This window comes from Pararobbsia alpina, assembly GCF_902859895.1.
Classification (GTDB): Bacteria; Pseudomonadota; Gammaproteobacteria; order Burkholderiales; family Burkholderiaceae; genus Pararobbsia; species Pararobbsia alpina.
This window is the reverse complement of sequence record NZ_CADIKM010000004.1, coordinates 133576-154164: the sequence shown is the minus strand read 5'-3', so window position 1 is coordinate 154164 and position 20589 is coordinate 133576. Positions and strand designations below refer to the sequence as shown.

General features: G+C 62.7%; 19 protein-coding genes and 2 pseudogenes. 11 read left to right on the top strand and 10 right to left on the bottom strand.

The features are described 5' to 3' along the window. Window positions 1–32 precede the first annotated feature (32 nt). From HV670_RS06490 to HV670_RS06465, 6 genes are all read right to left on the bottom strand, one after another. Window positions 33–1157 carry a porin gene (locus HV670_RS06490; RefSeq protein WP_175103892.1) on the bottom strand — a complete coding sequence of 375 codons (1125 nt, stop codon included), beginning with the start codon at window positions 1155–1157 and terminating at the stop codon, window positions 33–35. A gap of 636 nt (window positions 1158–1793) precedes the next feature. Beyond that, window positions 1794–2561, bottom strand: a complete 768-nt coding sequence (locus tag HV670_RS06485) for an ABC transporter ATP-binding protein (RefSeq protein ID WP_175103890.1) — start codon at window positions 2559–2561, stop codon at window positions 1794–1796. A 34-nt stretch (window positions 2562–2595) separates the two neighbouring features. Then, window positions 2596–3309, bottom strand: coding sequence for an ABC transporter permease (locus tag HV670_RS06480; RefSeq protein WP_175103888.1), 714 nt, complete (start codon window positions 3307–3309; stop codon window positions 2596–2598). Further along, entirely contained in the window at window positions 3306–3992 is a 687-nt protein-coding gene (locus tag HV670_RS06475) for an ABC transporter permease (protein WP_175103886.1), read from the bottom strand. The genes HV670_RS06480 and HV670_RS06475 overlap by 4 nt, the downstream gene beginning before the upstream one ends. Window positions 3993–4136: 144 nt before the next feature. Then, complete coding sequence (locus tag HV670_RS06470) at window positions 4137–4910, bottom strand: ABC transporter substrate-binding protein (RefSeq protein WP_175103885.1); 774 nt, start codon at window positions 4908–4910, stop codon at window positions 4137–4139. A gap of 737 nt (window positions 4911–5647) precedes the next feature. Continuing rightward, window positions 5648–6205, bottom strand: a complete 558-nt coding sequence (locus HV670_RS06465; protein ID WP_175103883.1) for a Spy/CpxP family protein refolding chaperone — start codon at window positions 6203–6205, stop codon at window positions 5648–5650. Between the two features lie 193 nt (window positions 6206–6398). Here HV670_RS06465 and HV670_RS06460 point away from each other — a divergent pair, with 193 nt between their 5' ends. The 3 genes from HV670_RS06460 to HV670_RS06450 all read left to right on the top strand — a co-directional run bounded on the left by HV670_RS06460 (window position 6399) and on the right by HV670_RS06450 (window position 9378). Further along, window positions 6399–7124 carry a response regulator gene (locus tag HV670_RS06460; RefSeq protein WP_175103881.1) on the top strand — a complete coding sequence of 242 codons (726 nt, stop codon included), beginning with the start codon at window positions 6399–6401 and terminating at the stop codon, window positions 7122–7124. Window positions 7125–7153: 29 nt separating this feature from the next. Beyond that, window positions 7154–8437, top strand: a complete 1284-nt coding sequence (locus HV670_RS06455; RefSeq protein WP_175103879.1) for an ATP-binding protein — start codon at window positions 7154–7156, stop codon at window positions 8435–8437. Between the two features lie 107 nt (window positions 8438–8544). Beyond that, entirely contained in the window at window positions 8545–9378 is an 834-nt protein-coding gene (locus HV670_RS06450; protein WP_175103877.1) for a thymidylate synthase, read from the top strand. A 12-nt stretch (window positions 9379–9390) separates the two neighbouring features. Here HV670_RS06450 and HV670_RS06445 read toward each other — a convergent pair whose 3' ends face one another. Further along, on the bottom strand, window positions 9391–10770 hold the full coding sequence (locus tag HV670_RS06445; protein WP_175103876.1) for a sigma-54 dependent transcriptional regulator: 1380 nt from the start codon (window positions 10768–10770) through the stop codon (window positions 9391–9393). A 595-nt stretch (window positions 10771–11365) separates the two neighbouring features. On the opposite strand from HV670_RS06445, the gene HV670_RS06440 reads away from it, so the two are divergent. The 6 genes and pseudogenes from HV670_RS06440 to HV670_RS06415 form a co-directional block, all read left to right on the top strand. Continuing rightward, complete coding sequence (locus HV670_RS06440) at window positions 11366–11608, top strand: hypothetical protein (protein ID WP_175103874.1); 243 nt, start codon at window positions 11366–11368, stop codon at window positions 11606–11608. Between the two features lie 299 nt (window positions 11609–11907). Then, window positions 11908–12627 (top strand): hypothetical protein, encoded by a 720-nt coding sequence (locus HV670_RS06435; protein WP_175103872.1) that lies wholly within the window; start codon window positions 11908–11910, stop codon window positions 12625–12627. After that, a pseudogene (locus HV670_RS06430) lies at window positions 12521–13004 on the top strand (hypothetical protein); the annotation flags it as partial. The gene HV670_RS06435 and the pseudogene HV670_RS06430, both read left to right, overlap by 107 nt. A gap of 105 nt (window positions 13005–13109) precedes the next feature. Beyond that, entirely contained in the window at window positions 13110–14570 is a 1461-nt protein-coding gene (locus HV670_RS06425; protein ID WP_425511390.1) for a sigma-54 dependent transcriptional regulator, read from the top strand. After that, window positions 14554–14859, top strand: coding sequence for a hypothetical protein (locus HV670_RS06420; protein ID WP_175103868.1), 306 nt, complete (start codon window positions 14554–14556; stop codon window positions 14857–14859). The genes HV670_RS06425 and HV670_RS06420 overlap by 17 nt, the downstream gene beginning before the upstream one ends. 167 nt (window positions 14860–15026) lie before the next feature. Beyond that, a pseudogene (locus HV670_RS06415) lies at window positions 15027–15458 on the top strand (dihydrofolate reductase); the annotation flags it as partial. 204 nt (window positions 15459–15662) lie between these two features. Here the strand turns inward: HV670_RS06415 and pmbA are convergent. After that, window positions 15663–17021 carry a metalloprotease PmbA gene (gene pmbA / locus HV670_RS06410; RefSeq protein ID WP_175103865.1) on the bottom strand — a complete coding sequence of 453 codons (1359 nt, stop codon included), beginning with the start codon at window positions 17019–17021 and terminating at the stop codon, window positions 15663–15665. A 73-nt stretch (window positions 17022–17094) separates the two neighbouring features. Here pmbA and yjgA point away from each other — a divergent pair, with 73 nt between their 5' ends. Together yjgA and mog are read left to right on the top strand one after the other, a co-directional pair. Further along, window positions 17095–17700, top strand: coding sequence for a ribosome biogenesis factor YjgA (gene yjgA / locus HV670_RS06405; RefSeq protein ID WP_175103863.1), 606 nt, complete (start codon window positions 17095–17097; stop codon window positions 17698–17700). Beyond that, the gene (mog, locus tag HV670_RS06400; protein ID WP_175103861.1) at window positions 17687–18328 is read left to right on the top strand and encodes a molybdopterin adenylyltransferase; all 642 of its coding nucleotides are present in this window, start codon (window positions 17687–17689) and stop codon (window positions 18326–18328) included. The genes yjgA and mog overlap by 14 nt, the downstream gene beginning before the upstream one ends. Window positions 18329–18465: 137 nt before the next feature. Here mog and HV670_RS06395 read toward each other — a convergent pair whose 3' ends face one another. Together HV670_RS06395 and HV670_RS06390 are read right to left on the bottom strand one after the other, a co-directional pair. Beyond that, complete coding sequence (locus HV670_RS06395) at window positions 18466–18732, bottom strand: hypothetical protein (RefSeq protein ID WP_175103859.1); 267 nt, start codon at window positions 18730–18732, stop codon at window positions 18466–18468. A gap of 96 nt (window positions 18733–18828) precedes the next feature. Then, window positions 18829–20568 (bottom strand): sensor domain-containing diguanylate cyclase, encoded by a 1740-nt coding sequence (locus tag HV670_RS06390; protein WP_175103857.1) that lies wholly within the window; start codon window positions 20566–20568, stop codon window positions 18829–18831. Window positions 20569–20589: the final 21 nt, after the last annotated feature.

The window sequence follows — 20589 nt, the reverse complement described above, 5'->3', positions numbered from 1 at the left end:
GGTTACGCACCGTCCAATGTCCTTCGCCGCGCTTAGAACGAGTGATCGATACCGGCGAAGACGCCCGATTGGCTATGTCCCGGGAACGGGTTCTGGCTGTTCGCGATCGCGGTCGCGTTGTTCGTGTTGAACGCCGCGCTGTTGTCAGGCGGTTCGGCGAACAGCGAGAAGTTCGCCGTCGAACTGTTTTGCACCGTCGCCCCCGTGATATACAGGAAGGTGCGCTTGGACAGGTTGTAGGTACCCGTCATTTCGTATAGCGTCGCATTGCCACCACCCTTGTTCAAGTTGACGTGATAACCGCCCACGGTCAGCGCCGCAGCCGGCGTGAACTGGTAGGTCGCACCGAGCCATTCGTGGTCGGCCGAAGTCGGACTGCCATCGGTCACGGCATTCGCGTTCAAGTGCTGGTAGGCGGCCTGGACCTTGACCGGCCCGAACGTCAGGTTCACACCTACCGTGTACTCGCGGCTGAAGGCGAACAGGTTCGAGAACTGTCCGTTGCCGTCGCGGATTTCGTCATAGATGCCGCGTACTTGAATGAATGAGCTCGTGTAGGTGATCTGCGCACCGGCGGCGCGGCCGGTCGTCGAGACGGCCCCGGGGGTTCCGGCGTTGTTGTTGCCGTTGAAGTTCGTGCTGTTCGACAGCGCATACTGACCGGAAAAGTCCAGACCCGCGAAGCTCGGCGACTGATAGTTGAACGAATTACTGACCTGAGGCCAGTTACGACCGCGCACCAGCGATGCCGACGACCAGTTTTCCTGAACGAACGGGTCGAAGTCCCACACGCCATTCGAAATGAACAGCGAGCGGCCCATCTGGAACGTACCGTAGACCGGGTTGGTCAGGCCAACCAAAGCATATCGATTGAACAGGCTGCCAGCGACGCCGCCGACAGTGCCGTTCTGGATCAGAAAGCCCGATTCGAGCTTGAAGATCGCCTGCGTGCCGCCGCCGAGATCTTCAGCGCCTTTCATACCCCAGAGGCTCGTTCCCCAGTCGCCGGATTGGGCTTGAACACGATGGCCGTTTTTGAGGCCGTTCACGTATTCGATACCGCCGTCCAAGCGACCATACAGCGTTACGCTGCTCTGTGCATGAGCGGTCACGATGCCCGCAGCCAGCAGCGATGCTGTCAGCAATGCCTTCTTCATAGTTGACTCCTCCGTACCCTGTGAAGCGCGTAAGCAGTTGGACCACCTAGCGCTTGGCGCCAGGCGCCAATTGTCCGGCGCCCCCAGCGGCACCGGACGCCTCCTCCGGCGACGTGCAACGCCGGATTCCTGCAACCTGATTCCGCGGCTCCCCAGCGCGCGATCGTAGCCCCAGCGGCGGCGACCACGATTCTGGAATCAGGCAATATGCGAAAAGACGATGGCTGACGGATTGGCGACCGGGCAAACCTGGCAGACTCCTCGTCTTGAAAATTCGTATGCGTCTCCGTGTGTCCCAGGATTTGGAGTGAAATTACCTCTTTTCATGGGGTTTATTCGTCGTTTGATTACCGGATATCAATCTATCAAAAGATAAGCATGCACACCAATCGAAGCGTTCTCGTAAGGAGGTGTAGCGCAAACGCCAAGCGTCATACTCGGACAAGATTCGGCGGGACACCTAAGTTTCGTTTAAATGCCTGAGCAGACGCCACTTTTCTGAAGAGGCCGTTGCCGGATAAGGGAAACTAACTATTGACGATAAATCATGCAAAGCGCACCGCAAGGAGCGCTTTGTGATTAAGCAGGGAGCCCGAAGGTGGATGAGGGCTGATGGAAATACAGGAGGAGTCGCTGCTATTTGAGACTGCCCGAAAGAAACTGGCGCAGGCGTTCGCTTTTCGGCTGCGCAAGCACTTCGGCAGGCGCACCTTCTTCTTCGATGCGGCCCTGGTGAAGGAAGACGACATGGTTCGAGACATTTCGCGCAAATCCCATTTCATGGGTGACGACGATCATCGTGCGGCCTTCTTCGGCGAGTGCCTGCATGACCTTGAGCACTTCGGCCACGAGCTCGGGGTCGAGCGCGGAGGTCGGCTCGTCGAACAGCATCACATCGGGATGCATGGCGAGCGCGCGGGCGATCGCGACTCGCTGTTGCTGCCCGCCGGACAGATGCGCGGGGTACTGCTTCTCGACCGCCGGTGCGAGGCCGACCTTCCTGAGATAGGTGCGCGCGCGTTCCTCGGCTTCGGCGCGCGAGAGCCCGAGTACATGCATCGGCGCTTCCACCACGTTCTCGAGCGCGTCCAGGTGGGCCCAGAGGTTGAAATGCTGGAACACCATCGCGAGCCGCGTGCGGACCTTCTGCAGCTGGCGCGGATCGGCGACCTTCAGCGCGCCGTGACGGTCCTTGACCGTGCATACCTCTTCGCCGCTCACGAAAATGCGTCCCGCATTGGGCTGTTCGAGAAAGTTGATGCAGCGCAAGAACGTACTCTTGCCGGAGCCCGACGAGCCGATGATGCTGATGACGTCGCCTGCGCGCGCGCGCAGTGACACACCCTTGAGCACCTGGTGATCGCCGTATTGCTTGTGAATGTCGTCGACGTACAGTTTGTCCATATCGATCCTGAACGAAGTGGGTCCGGGTTGGGCCTCAGTGTCGCCGCGGCGCGAGATACGCGAGCCAGTGGCGTTCGGCGCGGCGGAACAGGGCAACCAGCGCGAACGAGATCGCGAGGTAGAGCAGGGCGGCGATGCCGAAGGCCTCGAACGACAGATAGGTCGCGGAATTCGCGTCGCGCGCAATCTTGAGGATGTCCGGCACGGTCGCGGTGAAGGCGAGCGTGGTCGCATGCAACATCAGGATCACTTCGTTACTGTAAAGCGGCAGCGCGCGGCGCAGCGCCGACGGAATCACAATATGCCGCAGGCAGGTGAAGCGCGACATGCCGTAGGCGCGTCCCGCTTCGACTTCGCCATACGGGGTCGCCTTGATCGCGCCCGCGAACACCTCGGTCGTGTAGGCGCAGGTGTTCAGCGTGAACGCGAGCAGCGTGCAGTTCATGCCGCTGCGGAAGAACGCATCGAGCGTTGCGTGGTCGCGGACTACCTGGAGCGAATAGAGGCCCGTGTAGAACAACAGCAGCTGGATATAGAGCGGGGTGCCGCGAAAAACATAGGTGAAGAGCCACACCGGACCCGATACCCAGCGATTGGTCGAGACGCGGAATACCGCGAGCGGCACCGACAGGCAGAATCCCAGGCCGACCGAGACGACCAGCAGCCACAGCGTGATCGCGACACCGGTGATGTGTTCGCCATCGGTGAACAGATAGGCGCGCCAGTAATCCTGAATCAGCTGGATCATAGTTGGGCTCGGCGTACGCCGGTCGCATAGCGGTGCTCGAGCCAGAGCAGCACGAGATTGGAGAGGGTGGTGATCGCGAGGTAGACGAGCGCGGCGACCATCACGAAGAAGAACATATTGAAGGTCGCCTTGCCCGCATCCTGGGTCACCTTGACGACGTCGGCGAGGCCGATGATCGAGACGAGCGCGGTCGACTTGACGAGCACCTGCCAATTATTGCCGATGCCGGGCAGCGCGAAACGCATCATTTGCGGGAACAGGATTCTCGAGAACGATTGCCAGCGCGACATCCCGTAGGCTGCGGCGGCTTCGAGCTGGCCGCTTGGCACCGATAAGAACGCGCCTCGGAACGTCTCGGTGAAATAGGCGCCGTAGATGAAGCCGAGCGTGATCACGCCGGCGACAAACGGACTGATGTCGATCTGGTTGGCATTGAGCAGATCGGTGATCTGGTTGAGCCAGATCTGTAGGCTGAAGAACAGCAGCAGCATCAGGACCAGGTCGGGTACGCCGCGAATCAGCGTCGTATAGACCGTTGCCACCCCACGCATCGCACCATTCTTCGATAGCTTGGCAGCGGCGCCTAACAGGCCGAGCACGAAGGCGACGACCAGCGAGAGCAGCGACAACTGGATTGTCTGCCACGTGCCTTGTAGAATCAGCGGGCCATAGCCTGCCAGCATTGAAAACCTTTTAGGAGGGCGTCCGGTTTCTCACCACACGCTCGATTGATGTCGATCGGGCGATCGCCCGCGGCCCACCCGTCCCTGCCGCGCGGCGATCGCTCTGTCTTGCTTGCTTGCTGCTGACTTCTTACTTCTTACTTCTTACTTCGTATAGATATTGAAGTCGAAGTATTTCTTCTGCAGCTTATCGTACGTGCCGTCCGAGTGAATCTCGGCGATTGCCTTGTTCAGCATGGCCTTGAGTTCCGTATCTTCCTTGCGCAGACCGATGCCGGTACCCGCGCCGATCGTCTTCGGATCGTTGATTTCCGCGCCGGCCCAGGCGAAGCCCTTGCCTTGCGGGGTCTTCAGGAAGCCAACGTCGGCCTGTACTTCATCCTGGAGCGTCGCGTCGAGGCGGCCCGAAAGCAGGTCGGCATAGACTTGCTGCTGGTCCTGGTAAGGCACCACGTTGACGCCGGCAGGTGCCCAGTATGTCTTCGCATAGGTTTCCTGCGTCGTACCCTGTTCGACACCGACGCGCTTGCCCTTGAGCGAATCCGGCGTCGGCTTGAGCGACGAACCTTCCTTCGCGATCATCCGTGCGGGTGCGTCAAACAGCTTGTTCGAGAACGCGATTTCCTTTTCACGCGCTCCGGTGATCGACAGCGACGAGATGATGCCGTCGAACTTGCGTGCCTTGAGCGCGGGAATCAGGCCATCGAAGTCTTGTGGTACCCACACGCACTTCGCTTTCAGCTTTGCGCACAGGGCATTGCCGAGGTCGATGTCGAAGCCGACGATGTCCCCGTTCGATGCCTTCGATTCGAACGGCGGATAGCTGGCGTCGACGCCAAAGCGCAACGTTGAATAGTCCTTGGCTTGGGCGGCGAAAGCGACCAAGGCGAGCGACAGGCACAAAGCGATTTTTTTCATGTTTTCCTGACTTGCGAGAGTGAGCCGAACTAAATGCTGGCCCATTTTGCTGGGCTACCTAAATTCATTGTAGACGGACAAAATGCCAATGGGCATCGAACCTGCAGAAGCGCCCATCGGATGTCGCATACACGCACGCCACCCGTAAATCACGCGTAAATATTTGCGTTATCGACTCGTGCGGCTACCCTCAAACGAGGCCGGATTTTACCGGAAGCGTTAGGGGATAAAAGCGGGGCGGGGGCGGGTTTTGCCGTGGGTTTTGCCGCGGATTTCCCTATGTATTAGGGTTATTCCCAGGAACGAATCGGCAGTCGGTGACAGGTGGGTAGGATGGGGATTAGGGAACACCCTTGCGCAGACGGGCGACAGTCCGGCAGGAGACCGGGGGAGGTCGATTTCGGGTTTTCCCGGATACCTTTATGGATCTCTTCAGCTAGATATCTTCAGCTGGATTTTTCAGCTAAAGTTTTCCGCTAGGTTTCTTCACCGGGGTCTCTTCAAAGGGGGCTTTTCACCAGGATCTCTTCAGCAGGATCTCTTCCGCGGGCCCCTTCAGAGACCTGAACGGCCGAGCAGGATCTCCGCAACGGCCCCCTTATCGCTGGGCGCCTATGAGTTGCTGCCCGGCCATCGCCAGGTTACCGTCGAGTGACTAGTGTTGCGGTGCAGCCATACACGGGGCATACGGCGCGGTCATACAGCAGGGCCATACAGCGGCGCCGCAGCGGGGGACCTTACTGCGCGGCCGGCATGCTGGCCGCCTCATCATGCTCCTGATGTTCGCGCATCTCGGCACGGTGTTGCGCCATTTTTTGCCAGCGGGTCTTCAGTGCCGTGCTGACCATCGTCTTTTGCTGATCGTCGAGCGCGTTGTAGACGTTGAGCCAGGCTTGCGTCGTCTGCTCATGCAGCTGGCGAGCCTGCTGGGCCTGTTGCTCGCGCGCGGCATGCATCGCGGCGAGATCGAGGATCGGCTGCTGCATGGCCGCTTTCATCTGCGCCTTGTTCGCCTTGTGCTGCGCGCGCATCTGCTCACGGTTCGCATGCATCGTGTCGACGGCAGTCTTCCAGAGTGCTTCCTGTTGAGAATTCAGCTTGAGTTGGGCATGCAGCTTCTCGAGTTGCTTCTCGAAGTCGCCATGGCGACCGTGCTTGAAGTGTCCGTGGGCGTGCGCATGCGCTTCGGAGGCCGTATCGGGTGCAGCCATCGCCGCATAGACGGTGCCGCTCGAGAGGGCGAGGGCGGTGACGAGGCCGGCAAGCGCGGCACTAATTGTGGTTCTGCGGATCATACTGTGCTCCTTGAAACGTTTGATTGCGTAACGCGAGCGTAGCTATTCGCGCCCCAATACTGATTACGTTCTGGCTTTTCTTTATTACGCGGAGTTACCCTGGCCCGGGTCGTAACCTCTCGTAATTGCCCCTGCGTCCGGCGTCGCTTTGGTCCAATCATTGACCGCTCATCGAGCGTTTACACTACACATCATGGCTACTCAAATCCTTGTCATCGACGACGACCCCGAACTTCGGGACCTGCTGCGCGACTACCTGAATCGCCAGGGCATAGAGGTTTCGGTCCTTCACGACGCGGCCTCGCTCGAGCGGCGCCTCGAACGCGAACGACCCGACCTGATCGTGCTCGACCTGATGATGCCGGGTGTCGACGGCCTGACCGCACTGCGCCAGCTGCGCGCGACCGGGGACGATATCCCCGTGATCATGCTGACGGCACGCGCCGACGACGTCGACCGGATCGTCGGCCTCGAGCTCGGCGCGGACGACTATCTCGGCAAGCCGTTCAATCCGCGTGAACTGCTTGCCCGTGTGCAGGCCGTGCTGCGCCGGCGCAAGACGATTCCCAGTGCCGCGCCCGAACAGCGCGAGCCGTACGGCTTCGGCCGCTTCGTGCTCGATTTCCAGGGGCGCACGCTGACCCATTCGGGCGCCGCGGTGCCACTCTCGGGCAGCGAGTTTGCGCTGCTGAAGATTTTCGTCAATTACCCGATGCGCACGCTCACGCGCGAGCGACTGCTCGAACTGCTGCACGGCCCTGAATACGACGGCACCGATCGCGGCATCGACGTACAGGTCTGGCGGCTGCGCCGGATTCTCGAAGGCGATCCTTCGGCACCGCGCTTCATCCAGACCGTCCGCGGGCGCGGCTATGTGTTCGTGCCCGACGGGGAGCATGAATCATCCGCGGCGACGTGATCACACTACGAGCTCACTTTGCGCGTGCCATGAGGTTCCGTCCTTTTGATTCGTTGTTCGGCCGGCTGTCGGTATTCACCGTCGGCGTGCTGCTGCTTTCGCATTTCGCCTGGTACACGGCGATCCGTTTCGAACGCTCTGAAATGCAGACGCACTACGCCGTCGAGGAGACCACTTTTCTTGTCGACGCGGTCAAGCAGCATCAGGCGCGCACGCCGAATTTGCCGCTGCCTTCTCGCGTGCATCTGGTCGACCAGGGCGCATCGTCGGTGCCGCCGCCCGATGCCGACCAAAAGCCGACATTCGAGCGATTCCTCTCTGACTTGCGCGATGCGATGCCCGACGGCACCATGATGCGAGTCGACGACAGCAAGGCGCCCCCGCGCCTGTGGGTGCTCATGCCTAAAGATTCGCAATGGATCGTGGTGCCGCTGCAGCCGCTGCGAGGTCCGCGCACCTTCGACAAGATGCTGTTCTGGTTGATCTTCATCACGATCGGCGCTGCGATGTCGGGGCTGTTCGCCGCCTGGCAGGTGCAGCGGCCGCTGCGCACGCTGGTCGCGGCGGTTGGGCGCTTCGGGCGCGGCCAGCTGGTCGGGCCGGTCATCGAGTCGGGGCCACGCGAACTGCGTCAGCTCACGCGCGGTTTCAACCAGATGGTCAGCGACATCTCGCAGACCCAGAGCGACCGCAATGTGATGCTCGCCGGTGTCGCGCACGATCTGCGCACACCGCTCGCACGCCTGCGCCTGCGTGCCGAGATGTTGGACGAACCACGCGTGCGCGACGGCGTGGTCCGCGATGTCGTCTCTCTCACGCATATCGTCGACCAGTTCCTGATGTTCGCGAACGACGCACCCGACCAGTCCTTGCCGACCAGCGTCGAAGCGCTCTGCGAACGTGCCGCGCGCAACTATCACGCCGTGTATCCCACCGATGCGCTGATCGAGCTCGATCTTGCCGCAGGCCCGGACTTCGCGCTGCCCGAGGCCTCCCTCGACCGGATGCTCATGAACCTGCTCGAGAACGCCCATGCCTATGGTGCGGCGCCGATCAGGATTTCGACGTGGCGTGAGACGGGCCGCTGGTATCTGCGTGTCTGCGACTCGGGGCAGGGCATCTCACCGGCCAATCTCGCCGCGGCGACGCGCCCCTTCGTGCGGCTCGACCCCGCGCGCGGCGGCAATGGCCACAGCGGGCTTGGCCTCGCGATCGTCGACCGGCTCGCACGCCACGCGGGCGGCGTGTGCGAGATCGACAACCGGCCCGAGGGCGGGCTGCAGGTCACACTGAGTTTTCCGATCCGGGCATGATCGGCTGGCGTTGATACAATGGCGGCTGACTGGAGCCTTGGGTTCGGGTCCCCGGTTTCGGTTTCCGGGTCTCGGCCTCTTTCCGCCACTTATCGCCACTGCCGCCCATGAAGCAATATCACGACCTGATCAAGGACATTCTCGCCCATGGCGCGAAGAAGGACGACCGTACGGGCACTGGGACGATCAGCGTGTTCGGGCGTCAGGTCCGTTTCGATCTCGCCGAAGGTTTTCCCCTGGTCACGACGAAGCGCATCCACTTGAAGAGCGTGATCCACGAGTTACTGTGGTTCCTGAACGGCGATACGAATATCCGCTATCTCAACGAGAATGGCGTGACGATCTGGGACGAATGGGCGGACGAGAACGGCGAACTCGGTCCGGTCTACGGATACCAGTGGCGCTTCTGGCCGAAGCCCGACGGCGGGACCGTCGACCAGGTCAGTGAACTCGTGCACCAGCTGCGGACCCGGCCTCATTCGCGGCGGCTGTTGCTGACCGCGTTGAATGTGGCCGCGTTTCCCGACGAATCGCTCTCGCCCTCGGAGAACGCGCATATCGGCCGCATGGCGCTGACCCCGTGTCATTGCTTCGCGCAGTTCTATGTCAATGAAGGCAAGCTGAGCTGCCTGTTGTTCTGCCGCAGCCAGGACGTTTTCCTCGGTACGCCGTTCAACTGGGCGAGCTATGCCTTCCTGACCCATATGCTCGCCCAGCAGTGCGATCTCGAGGTCGGCGAGCTTGTCTGGGCGGGTGGCGACTGCCACCTGTATCTGAATCATCTCGAACAGGTCGACACATTGCTTGCGCGCGAAGCATTTGCATTGCCGAAGCTTGTGATCAAGCGCCGCCCCGAGTCGATCTTCGATTATCGCTATGACGATTTCGAGATCGTCGACTACGTCTACCATCCGGCCATCAAGGCGCCGATCGCAGTCTGAGCGCGCGGGCGTTCAGCCCTGCGCGACGCGTTCGATCGGCAGGCGGTCTTCGCTGGGGCTGCGCAAGCCGTGCGCGACCATGAGTCGGTAGAGCGTGACGCGCGAGATGCCGAGTTCGACCGCGGCCTCGTTGAGACGATGCCGGTGGCGCAGCAAAGCCGCCTCGATCGCATGACGCTCGGCTTCTTCGCGCGCTTCAGCGAGCGTCACCGTGCGTTGCGACGCGAAGCTCTGGAGTTCGAGATCTTCCGGGGTGATCAGGCGGCCTTCGGCCATCACGATCGCACGGCGCACGCGATTGATCAGCTCACGGACATTCCCCGGCCAGCCGTAGTTGTACATCGCCTCGATCGCCGGCGCCGAGAACCCCCGCAGGCGCCGCGCATTGTCCGTGCGAAAGCGTTCGAGCATGTGATGCGCGAGCAATTCGATATCCTTGCCGCGCGCTCGCAACGGCGGTTCATCGACACGCAGCACACAAAGGCGGTGAAACAGGTCGACGCGGAAGCGGTTGTCACGCATCGCGTGTTCGAGATCGACATGCGTCGCCGCGATCACACGAACATCGACGGCAATCGAATCCTGGCCGCCGAGCCGTTCGATCTTGCGCTCCTGCAAAAAGCGCAGCAGGCTCGCCTGGCTCTCGAGCGGCAGGTCGCCGACTTCGTCGAGAAACAGGGTGCCGCCATGGGCTGACTCGACCCGGCCGATCTTGCGCGCATTGGCGCCAGTGAACGCGCCGCGCTCATAGCCAAATAGTTCCGACTGCAACAAATGATGGGGAATCGCGCCGCAGTTGATGGCGACAAACGGCATTTTGCGGCGCTCTGAGCGCTCGTGAATCGCCCGTGCGGTCAATTCCTTGCCGGTCCCTGACTCGCCAGCAATAAACACGCTTGCATCCGTGTTCGCGACTTTGCGAATCGTGCGGAACAGCTGGCGCATGGCGTCACAGCTGCCGACCATTTCCTCGTCGCGCGAGCTGCCGATCAGCGAGAGTTCCTGCTCGCCGAGCGCAACCATGCCATACGCATGGCCGATCGAGTCGACGATCTTTTCGCCGGAATAGGGGACCGTCAGGTAGTCAAAGCAGTAGTCGCGAATCAGGCGTCGCACCAGCCGGTCGGCAAGCTGGCCGCTTCCCGCAGTCGCGACCCAACCGACGTTGGGCAGCGTCAGGCAGCTCTCGAACGCGCCGAGTTCATGCGTGCCATAGCCGCTGCTGACGTCGAACAATCCTCCAGTCGGGCCATCCTGATGGACCGCACGCTGGACCTCGCGCGCCGTCGAGGCGAACTTGACGTCCCAACCGCGCGCGCGCAGCAGATCATGCAGTTGTTCATTGGGCTGACGGGAGACATACACCAGTTGCCGTCGTTGTCCGGTTTCCATAAACGTGACCCTGTCGTCAATTCATCCAGTCGTGTGCGATCGTGATTGACCACGCACATCGGCTCGCGGCGCTTTTCACAGGTGCGACGCCACGTCTTGCGTCCGACGATTTCGATCGTCTTCACTAGCTTCGACTGCGGGTCCCCGAATGGCATGATGTACTGCAGTGCCGGTTGACTCCGGCTCTTGCGTTTGACTTCGAGCAGCCAGCGACTGTGCTTACTATAGTACAGCCACGGCCCGCGACCGTATGAAAGCTTGCCTGGGCGGGCAATATTGCGGTGTTTTGTCCGGCAACGCCAGCTTCAGCCCATCGGCTTTTCTTTCGTACATAGCTCCTTAACGGCAGCGCATCCTCAAAACTTTAGGGCCATTTCCGTTTGCGGGAATCCCGCCTGCCAGGCTGCGTGTTCCGCCGCCTTGGCTTGCCGTTGTTTCAAACTATTTTACAGTCTGACGCTCGTTTCAGTTCTGAAACATTTTCGACAGTCTATCGCGTGTCCTGTCGCACGCGTTCCCTTGAGCGCCGCACCGCGTAACCTTTTGCGTCCAATGGCACGCTTATCGCTAAACACCCTCCGTGAAGGAGGGGATCATGCGCAAGGACACATCGAATTCGCATAACGCGTACCTGGCAATCGCGACCCTGGACGACCGCATGCTCGACCATCAGCGCGGCCGTGCAGTCGCCATGATCATGGTCGCGGCGACGCCCAACGGATTTCGTGGCAACTCGGTCACCCTCTGGGACGAAATCGGCCCGCCGGTGCAGACTCCGCAGCCGACCGACGCTGCACGTGCGCAGACCGGAAACATCGTCACCTACAACAGGAAGTGAGACGAAAACTTCCACTTCCCTCCTTGTCGTCCTGTTTATGACGCACTCCTCATCTAATGATGCTGCCTCGCAGACGTGTGGCAGGCCGATGCGGCGGGCTGCATGGCTGGTCGGCATTGCGTTCGCAGGCGCCGCGGCGATGTGGCCGGCGCTGCCCGCGGGGGCCGACGAACCGGGTGACCTCATCATCGCGCGCACGATTACGCGCGTATTGCCTATGACGTCGTGCCGAAGAAAGACGATCCCGTCACGGTACGCGTGACGACGTTTCCGAAGTCGAGTCCACCACCTTCTATCCGGTGTTCTCGATCACCCATTCAAAGAGCGGCAATGCCGCCGTCGCAGCCTCACTGAACGCGGGCTTCACGCTGGGCGCCTATGTGCAGAAGACCACGAACAGAAGCTCGACCGACGCCGCTTCGGGTTCGGGCTCGGGTTACATCTATGGCTCGAAGACCTCGATGAGCGACTCGTCGAGCTCGAAGAGCCAGAGCTATGCGTTTTACAAGCAGGGCAGCAAGGAATCGCATAGCGCCTCCGATTGGGGATGGGCGTCGGAATCGTCGCGTGACTGGGGCAAGACCCATGTGCACGGCAGCGTGACCGAATATGTGAACACGCAGGCTCCCGGTACCTCGACCGCCTCGATCGGTAGTGGGTCACTCGCGAATGCGACCGGCAATGTCGGCGGGAACATCGCAAGCGGCATCGACAACGCGCAGTCGAACAATGCCGCGCTGTCGTCGATCGACAGCGGCAATGTGTTCGGCAATGCACAGGTGTACAACAAGGCAAAACCACTTGCGCCGGGTAGCCGGGACACTGTTGGGCGCCGCAGGACCCTGCGCCGCCCAGATGGCGCTCGATACCACTTCCTCGGTGGGCGTGCCGCTCGTCAAGCGTGTGCGCTCGGTGAGCGCAGACCCGAACAACAACAATCTGATCACGCCGGCCAAGCTGCCGACCGGCACGGGCATCTGGAACTTCAGCGCCGGGGTGTCCGTGCTGAAGACCTATGATCCGGTGGTGCTGTTCGGTAGCTTGTCCTATACCTATAACGTTGCTACATCGTTTGCCGATATTTCATCGGTGCAGGGGCAAGTCGAGCCGGGGAAGGTCAAGCTCGGCGACATCTTTCAGATCGGTGCGGGGGCGGCCATCGCGCTGTCCGACAAAACTTCGGCCAGCCTGTCATTCACGACGGCGATCGAGCCGGAAACCAAGACGGATACAGGCTCCGGGTATGTGAGCGTCCCCGGCAGCCAGACCAATGCGTCCACCATGAATTTTGGACTGTCATCAACAAGCATCTGACGATCAATGGCTCAGTCAGCATGGACTCACCCCCGATGCGCCGGACTTCGTGGTCGAGTTGCGTTTCCCGTACACCTTTTGACAGCAAAAAGAAGAGGCTATCGTGCGCGAACCCATTCATTCAACAAGAGTTCATCCGGTTGCGAGAAGACTTGAGGACGGGATCGATAGTGTGCCTCAGGATAGCGTGCCTCAAATTATCGCGGCCGCGGAAGGTGAAGCGCCGGGCGGACGTCCCACGTTGACGAGTCCCGAAGGCAGTGTCAAGGCGCTGTCTGTTCCGGCCGAACGCTCGCTGATCTACCTGTCGCGACAGCCCTGCGAAGAACTATCGGCCTACCTCGGCGTGCGAGGCTGGCGCGTGCGCTCCGCTCGCTCGGTGGTCGATGCGGCGCGGCTGATGCGCAACGACGAGGTGTGCGCGGGGCTCGTCGATATCGTGAACGGGTTCGGCAACCGCGACCTCGCCGTGCTCGAAACCTGCCTGCGCCATGCGACAGTCGGTTGGGTCGCCATGACGCCCTCCGCGCAGCTCGACGATCTCGGCCTGCGCAGGCTGATCCGCAACTATTGCTTCGACTACGTGAAGACGCCGTGTAGCAACGAGTCGCTCAACTTCGTGCTCGGCCATGCGTTCGGGATGATCCGCCTGTCCGATATGGATATCGCGCAAGCGGTCGCGGCGACCGGGGCGGACGAGATGGTCGGGACCTGTGATGCGATGCAGCAGCTGTTCCGTACGATCCGCAAGCTCGGCAATACCGACGCATCGGTGTTCATCGCGGGCGAGTCGGGTACCGGCAAGGAGCTGACCGCGCTCGCGATCCATGAACGCTCGGAGCGGCGCAAGGCCCCGTTCGTCGCGATCAATTGCGGCGCGATCCCGCATCATTTGCTGCAGTCCGAACTCTTTGGCTATGAGCGCGGCGCCTTCACGGGCGCGAACCAACGCAAGATCGGCCGCGTCGAAGCGGCCCACGGCGGCACGCTGTTTCTCGACGAGATCGGCGACCTGCCGCTCGAGAGCCAGGCGTCGCTGCTGCGTTTCCTTCAGGAAGGCAAGATCGAACGGCTCGGTGGACATGAGTCGATCTGTGTCGACGTGCGGATCATTTCGGCGACACACGTCGACCTGCATGCCGCGATGAGCGACGGGCGCTTTCGCACGGACCTGTTCCACCGGTTCTGCGTGGTGCGCGTCGACGAACCGCCGCTGCGCATGCGCGGCAAGGACATCGAGATCCTTGCGCACCATATGCTGCAGAAGTTCTGCGGCGACAATACGCGCAGGATCCGTGGTTTCACCGCGTCGGCGATCGAGGCGATCTACAACTACGGATGGCCCGGCAATGTTCGCGAGATGATCAATCGTGTGCGAAGGGCTATCGTGATGGCCGAGGGGCGCCTGATCTCGGCCGAGGATCTCGATCTCGGCGCCTATACGAGCCAGTTGCCGGTCACGCTCTTGCAGGCACGCGAACAAGCCGAACGCAAGACGATCGAACTGGCGCTGCTGCGGCACCGCCATCGCCTGAACGAGGCAGCGAGCGACCTTGGGATTTCGCGCGTGACCCTGTATCGTCTAATGAGTACTCATGGATTGAGGGGCGGTGATGAAGACAAATCCGTCAATGAAGATCCCGCGTGATGTGCCGGGCGTGCAGGATGCGCCGCATGCTGCCGGCGCGTCCGAGGCAAGCGGCGCATCCGGCGCGATTCCCCCGGGATTCAGCAACGCGATGTCGCGCGTGTGCGGGATGGTGTGGCCCGTCTGGCCCGATACGGCATCCAGCGAAGAGGATGCCGACCTCGGGGGTTCCGACCGCACGATGATGGTCACGGGGGCGTGCGGCACTTCGGTGTCGCGCCACCCGTTGCTCCAGCGTACGCCGGTCGGACCCGTCGACCAGAGGCGCGCGGTCTGCGTGCCGATCTGAGGCCGGATTACCGCAGGGCGGGTACGAGGGCTCCGCGGCACGGCGCGAGTCGTGTCAATGACGGTCCCCCCGCCACGAGGGGGTGGGGCGAATTTTTCGGCCGCGGGTCGCGTAAAATCCCGCCTTTGCCTTCACCTCACTTTGCCGCCCCCCGCGCAACCTGCCCCATGACCCATCTGATTCTGATCGTCGCACGTGCGCGCAATGGCGTGATCGGTCGCGACAACCAGCTACCGTGGCATCTTCCGGAAGACCTCAAGTATTTCAAGCGAACCACGATGGGCGCGCCCGTGATCATGGGCCGCAAGACCCATGAATCGATCGGCCGGCCACTGCCGGGCCGGCGCAATCTCGTGGTAACGCGCGATGCGTCGCGTCGCTTCAACGGGTGCGAGACGGTCGGCAGCCTGGAGGAGGCCATCTCGCGTTGCGAGCAAGACGGCATGGCCGAAGCCTTCCTGATCGGCGGCGCGCAGTTGTACCTCGAAGGGCTCGAGCGGGCAGACCGGCTGCTTGTTACGGAGATCGACCTTGACGTCGCGGGGGATGCGGTGTTTCCCGCGCCGGATCCCGCGGTGTGGTACGAGGTGTCGCGCGAGTATCCGGAGAGACCCGCGCAGAAGCCCAAGGGAACCTCCCCAGCGCACTCCGGGGATAGACCCGCAGACCAACCCACCGGCAACTCCGCCGCGATTTCCACGGCGAACTCCACCGCGAATCCCACCGCGGTGAACCTCGCCGCCGAAGCGCTCCCGTTCGCGTGGGTGCGCTACGAGCGCAAGGCGGTCTGAACCCTCGGTGGACTACTGGCCCGCAAGAGTCATCCGCTCGATGAGCACCGAACCGGTCTGCTTGGTGCCGCGCACGAGCGTATCGGCGCCGATCGCGACGATGTGGTGGAACATGTCCTGCAGCGTGCTCGCGACGGTGATTTCCTCGACCGGATACTGGATCTTGCCGTTCTCGACCCAGAAGCCCGCGGCGCCGCGCGAATAGTCGCCCGTCACATAGTTCACGCCCTGGCCCATGAGCTCGGTCAGCAGCAGGCCGGTGCCGAGCTTGCGCAGCATGGCCTCGAAATCATCGTCGGGTGTCGTGAGCCGGCTGCGCAGCGAGATGTTGTGCGAGCCCCCCGCATTGCCGGTCGTCTGCATGCCGAGCTTGCGGGCCGAATAGGTCGACAGGAAATACCCTTGCACGACGCCGCCGCTGACGACCTCGCGCTTGCGTGTGCGCACGCCTTCTTCGTCGAAGGGCGAGCTGCCCATCGCGCGCGCGACATGGGGATCCTCGACGATATCGATATGAGGCGCGAAGACCGGCTTGCCGAGACTGTCGGCGAGAAAGCTCGTCTTGCGATAGAGTGCGCCGCCGCTGGTCGCCTGCACGAACGCACCGAGCAGCCCGGCCGCAAGGGGCGCCTCGAACAGTACCGGGCATTTGCGGGTGTCGAGCCGGCGTGAACCGAGGCGCGCGAGCGCGCGCTCGGCTGCATAGCGCCCGACTGCTTCCGGCTCGGCCAGGGCCTGCGCGCTGCGCTGCGATGTATACCAGTCGTCCCGCTGCATATGGCGGCCGGTACCGGCGATCGGCGCGCACGAGATGAAATGGCGCGAGAACGGATAGCCTGCCGAGAAGCCCCGGCTCGTCGCGAGCACGAACTGGGAGTGCTGGGCCGAGACGCTTGCGCCTTCGCTGTTGCTGATCTTCGCATCCGTGTCGAACGCGGCCTGCTCGGCGCGCCGCGCGATTTCGACCGCATCGTCGGCGGCCAGCTGCCAGGGGTGGAAGAGATCGAGCTCGGGCGGGTTCATTTCGAGGAGTTCGGCCTCGGCGAGTCCCGCACAGTCGTCGTCGGCGGTGAAGCGCGCGATGTTGTAGGCCGCCGCGACCGTGTCGCGCAAGGCCGCGGGCGAAAAGTCCGAGGTGCTCGCATTGCCGCGTTTCTGGCCGATGAAGACCGTCACGCCGACCATCTTGTCGCGGTTGTGCTCGATCGTCTCGACCTCGCCGCGCCTGACCGTGACCGACAGGCCGTCGCCCTCGGACAGCTCGGTGGCCGCATCGGTGCCGCCGAGAGACTTGGCATGCCGCAGGATGTCGGCGGCGATTTCTTTGAGTTGGTCCTGGGTGTGCGGGAAATAACGCGGTTGCGAAGCCATGTCAGTGGGTTCTCCTTGATCGTCGAGATCATAACAAGCCTTTCCGCAAAGGCGCAGCGATACAATACGCGGCATGATGCAAAGAGACCGAACCCAGCCCCCCGCCCGCGCCGTCGCAGACGACGAGGATGATCCGTACGACGGCCGTCCGAGCAAGTCGCAGCTCAAGCGCGAAATGCACGCCCTGCAGACGCTTGGTGCCGAACTTGCCGAGCTGTCGAAGGACGCGCTCAAGAAGATGCCGATGCCCGAGAACCTCAACGACGCGGTTCGTGAGGCTCGCCGCATTACGGATCATGAAGGCAAGCGCCGGCAGATGCAGTACGTCGGCAAGGTCATGCGTTCGCTGCACGACGAGGAAGTCGCCGCACTGCGCGCCGCGCTCGACGCCTACAACGGCGTGAGCAAGGCCGAGACTGCGAAGATGCACGCCGTCGAGCGCTGGCGCGAGCGGCTCCTCGCCGACGACCAGGCGCTGACCGAATTCATCGCGAAATACCCGGCCGCCGACGTGCAGACCGGCCGCAACCTGATCCGCAATACGCGCCGCGATACGCAGCAGCAGCGCCCACCCAAGCATTTCCGCGAACTGTTCCACTGGATCAAGGCGGCACAGGCCGGCGCCGCGCCGCAGCCGGGCGAGGGGGGCGCGCAGGAGGAAGAAGATGACGACTATTGAGTCGGGCGCGGCGCCGAAAACGGGGCAGGCAACGCGTTTGCCGGCTGACCGGCCGCTGCGGATTGGTCTCGTCTCGATCAGCGACCGTGCGAGCACGGGCGTCTACGAGGACAAGGGCATTCCCTCGCTGACCGAATGGCTCGGCAGCGCGCTCAAGAGCCCGTGGAAACATGAGACCCGGCTGATTCCCGATGAGGCCGCGCAGATCCGCGCAACGCTCGTCGAACTGGTCGACGAGATGCGTTGCGATCTCGTGCTGACGACCGGCGGGACTGGGCCGTCGCGCCGCGACGTGACGCCCGAGGCGACCCTCGCGGTCGCCAGCAAAGAAATGCCCGGTTTCGGCGAACAGATGCGGCAGATCAGCCTGCGTTTCGTGCCCACGGCGATCCTCTCGCGCCAAGTGGCGGCGATTCGCGAGATCGAGGGTCATGCGGCACTGATCGTCAACTTGCCGGGGCAGCCGAAATCGATTCGCGAAACGCTCGAGGGCTTGCGCGATCCCGACGGCGCGCTCGTCGCCGCGGGCATCTTCGCGGCGATTCCCTATTGCATCGACCTGATCGGCGGCCCCTATGCGGAGACCCACGAACAGGTCGTGAAGGCGTTCAGGCCGAAGAAAAAATAGCGCGGCGCAATGAGCATGGCCCTGCGGCATGGCGCTGTGGAACGCCGCTTCGCCATGGTGCAGTGGAATGGTCCAGCCTCGGCCGGCAAAAAAAAACCCGCCTCGGGGCGGGGGGCGTAGCGACGGAGGCAGTCGTCCTAGCCTTCGAACAAGGCATTCAGCGAGGCCGCGGCCTCACTGTCGACCGTGTTGAAGGTGACCGACGTGGCCTCGAAGATGTAGTGGGTCGCGTACTTCCCGAGTCGCTGGACAATCTCTTCCTGCACCAGTTCCGGCGCGATTTCGAGTTTCAGATACCAGGCAGTGGAGGACAGGCGCGATTGGAACGCGCCATACTCGGACATGATTGCGTCGAAGTCGTGTGCGTCCTGATCGCGACAGACTATGACGAGGTTTCCCTTCATGCGCGTCTCCTTTCAGCAGTCGGTGAACACCGATGATAACCGCTGAATCCGGGGCGCGTGCAAACCTCTATCGCGATTGGCGTTTCGAGCGGTCGCTCAACTCCGCGTGACGGCCTCGCTCTGCTCTGTCGGCGCGGGGGGCGGGTCGAACACCATGCAGCGATTGCGCCCGCGCGCCTTGGCGAGGTAGAGCGCCTGGTCAGCGCGCGAAAGCAGCCGTTCGGGCGAGTCGTCGCGCTGCACAACGGCGATCCCGATGCTGACGCTCAGGCCGGTGTCTTCGGGGATCGAGTGCGGGCGTCCCCGACGGAAATCCAGCCGAATGCGCTCGGCAACCTGCTCGGCCTGAGCCGCAGTGGCGCCCGGCATCACGATGCCGAATTCCTCGCCGCCGAGCCGGCCGATTGCGGCATCGACCGCCAGCACCCGCTCACAAACCCGGATGAAATATTCGAGCGCACGGTCTCCGGTCGCGTGTCCGTGCCGATCGTTGATCTGCTTGAAGTGGTCGAGGTCGGCGATCATCATCGCCAAGGGCTGTCGCCTCATCTGGGCCGCACCCAATTCCGTGCGCAGCAGGTCGAGGAAATAGCGGCGGGAGAGCGCACCGGTCAGCGCGTCGTAGCGCGCCTCGTCGGAGAGCCGTGTATTGGCCTCCTGCAATTGCACGGCGAGGTTGCGCGCGGCGCGGTGCAGCCGCCGTTCGCGAAAATACGAGACGCCCAAAACGATGCAGACCACCATCGTGCTGAGGGTCGCGAAAAAGATCAGCATCCGGTTGCGGCGATAGTCTTGCTCGGCCTCGTTCCACGCATCGAACGGTAGGGCGAGGCCGGTCGACAGGCCGTGCGGCTCGCTCACGCTGAGGCGCAGAAGCGAGGGGGGGCCTTGCTCGATCGAGACGAGACCGTCGGCCATCAGGTGTGAGACCCACGGAGCCTGCGCGCGCAACTGCGCGCCCTGCGGCCTGATCCGCAGGGCCCGGATGGTCCTGTTCGGATAGATGCTGTCGCGCAATGCCGGGTCCATCTTCAGTACCGGTGCGCCAGGCAGCGCGCGCCACTCGTACGTGGGATCGTGCGCCAGGATGATCACGCCGTTCTCGTCGGTGACGAAGGCGCCTCGCTGGGCGACCCAGTGTCGCGCGCGGCGCAGGTCGATCTTGCCGACGATCGCGCCCGCCAAGCCGCCTTTCATGAAGATCGGCGAAGTCACGTAGAGGCCCGGCACGCCGGTGGCTTGGCCGCGCGCCATGCCGATCGAGGCTTCGCCGCGCGCGACGGCGCGCATGTACGAGCGACTCAGAAACGACGAGCCGACGAAGGAGTCCACTTCGCCCGCGTTGCTGGAAGCAAGGCAGGTGCCGTGCTGGTCTACCAGCCAGATGAGGTCGAGCCCCGAGAGCGCGCCGATTTGCTTGAACAACTGATTGAGCGGGCTGAGCGTCGCGTCGTGTTCGAGCAAGGCGCGGCGCGTCTGCATGGTCGATAGCGTGACTGTCGTGAGCTGGCGGGGAAGTTCAGTGGCGAGCGCCGTGTGGACTTCGGGCATCACAGCGAGCGCACCCGGGATGCCGTGGAGAAGGGCGATGTCGGCGTCGAGCGATTGGGTGATGCTGTTGGCCACGGCCGAGGTGACCTGTTGACGTGCTTCGATCTGGGTCTGCAACTCGCCGCGCACCATGCGTTCGGAGATCGCGCCCGCGATCTGCCAGGATCCGAACACGAGCAGCATGCTTGCGCCGATCGCCCCGAGACGTTCGAGATACGGCAGGCAGGCCGCACGTCCAGGCTCCGGCGGCGGACGGGAATCGCGGGGGCGAGCGGAGTGCTGCATCTATGGGGTGGCTCGGCAGCG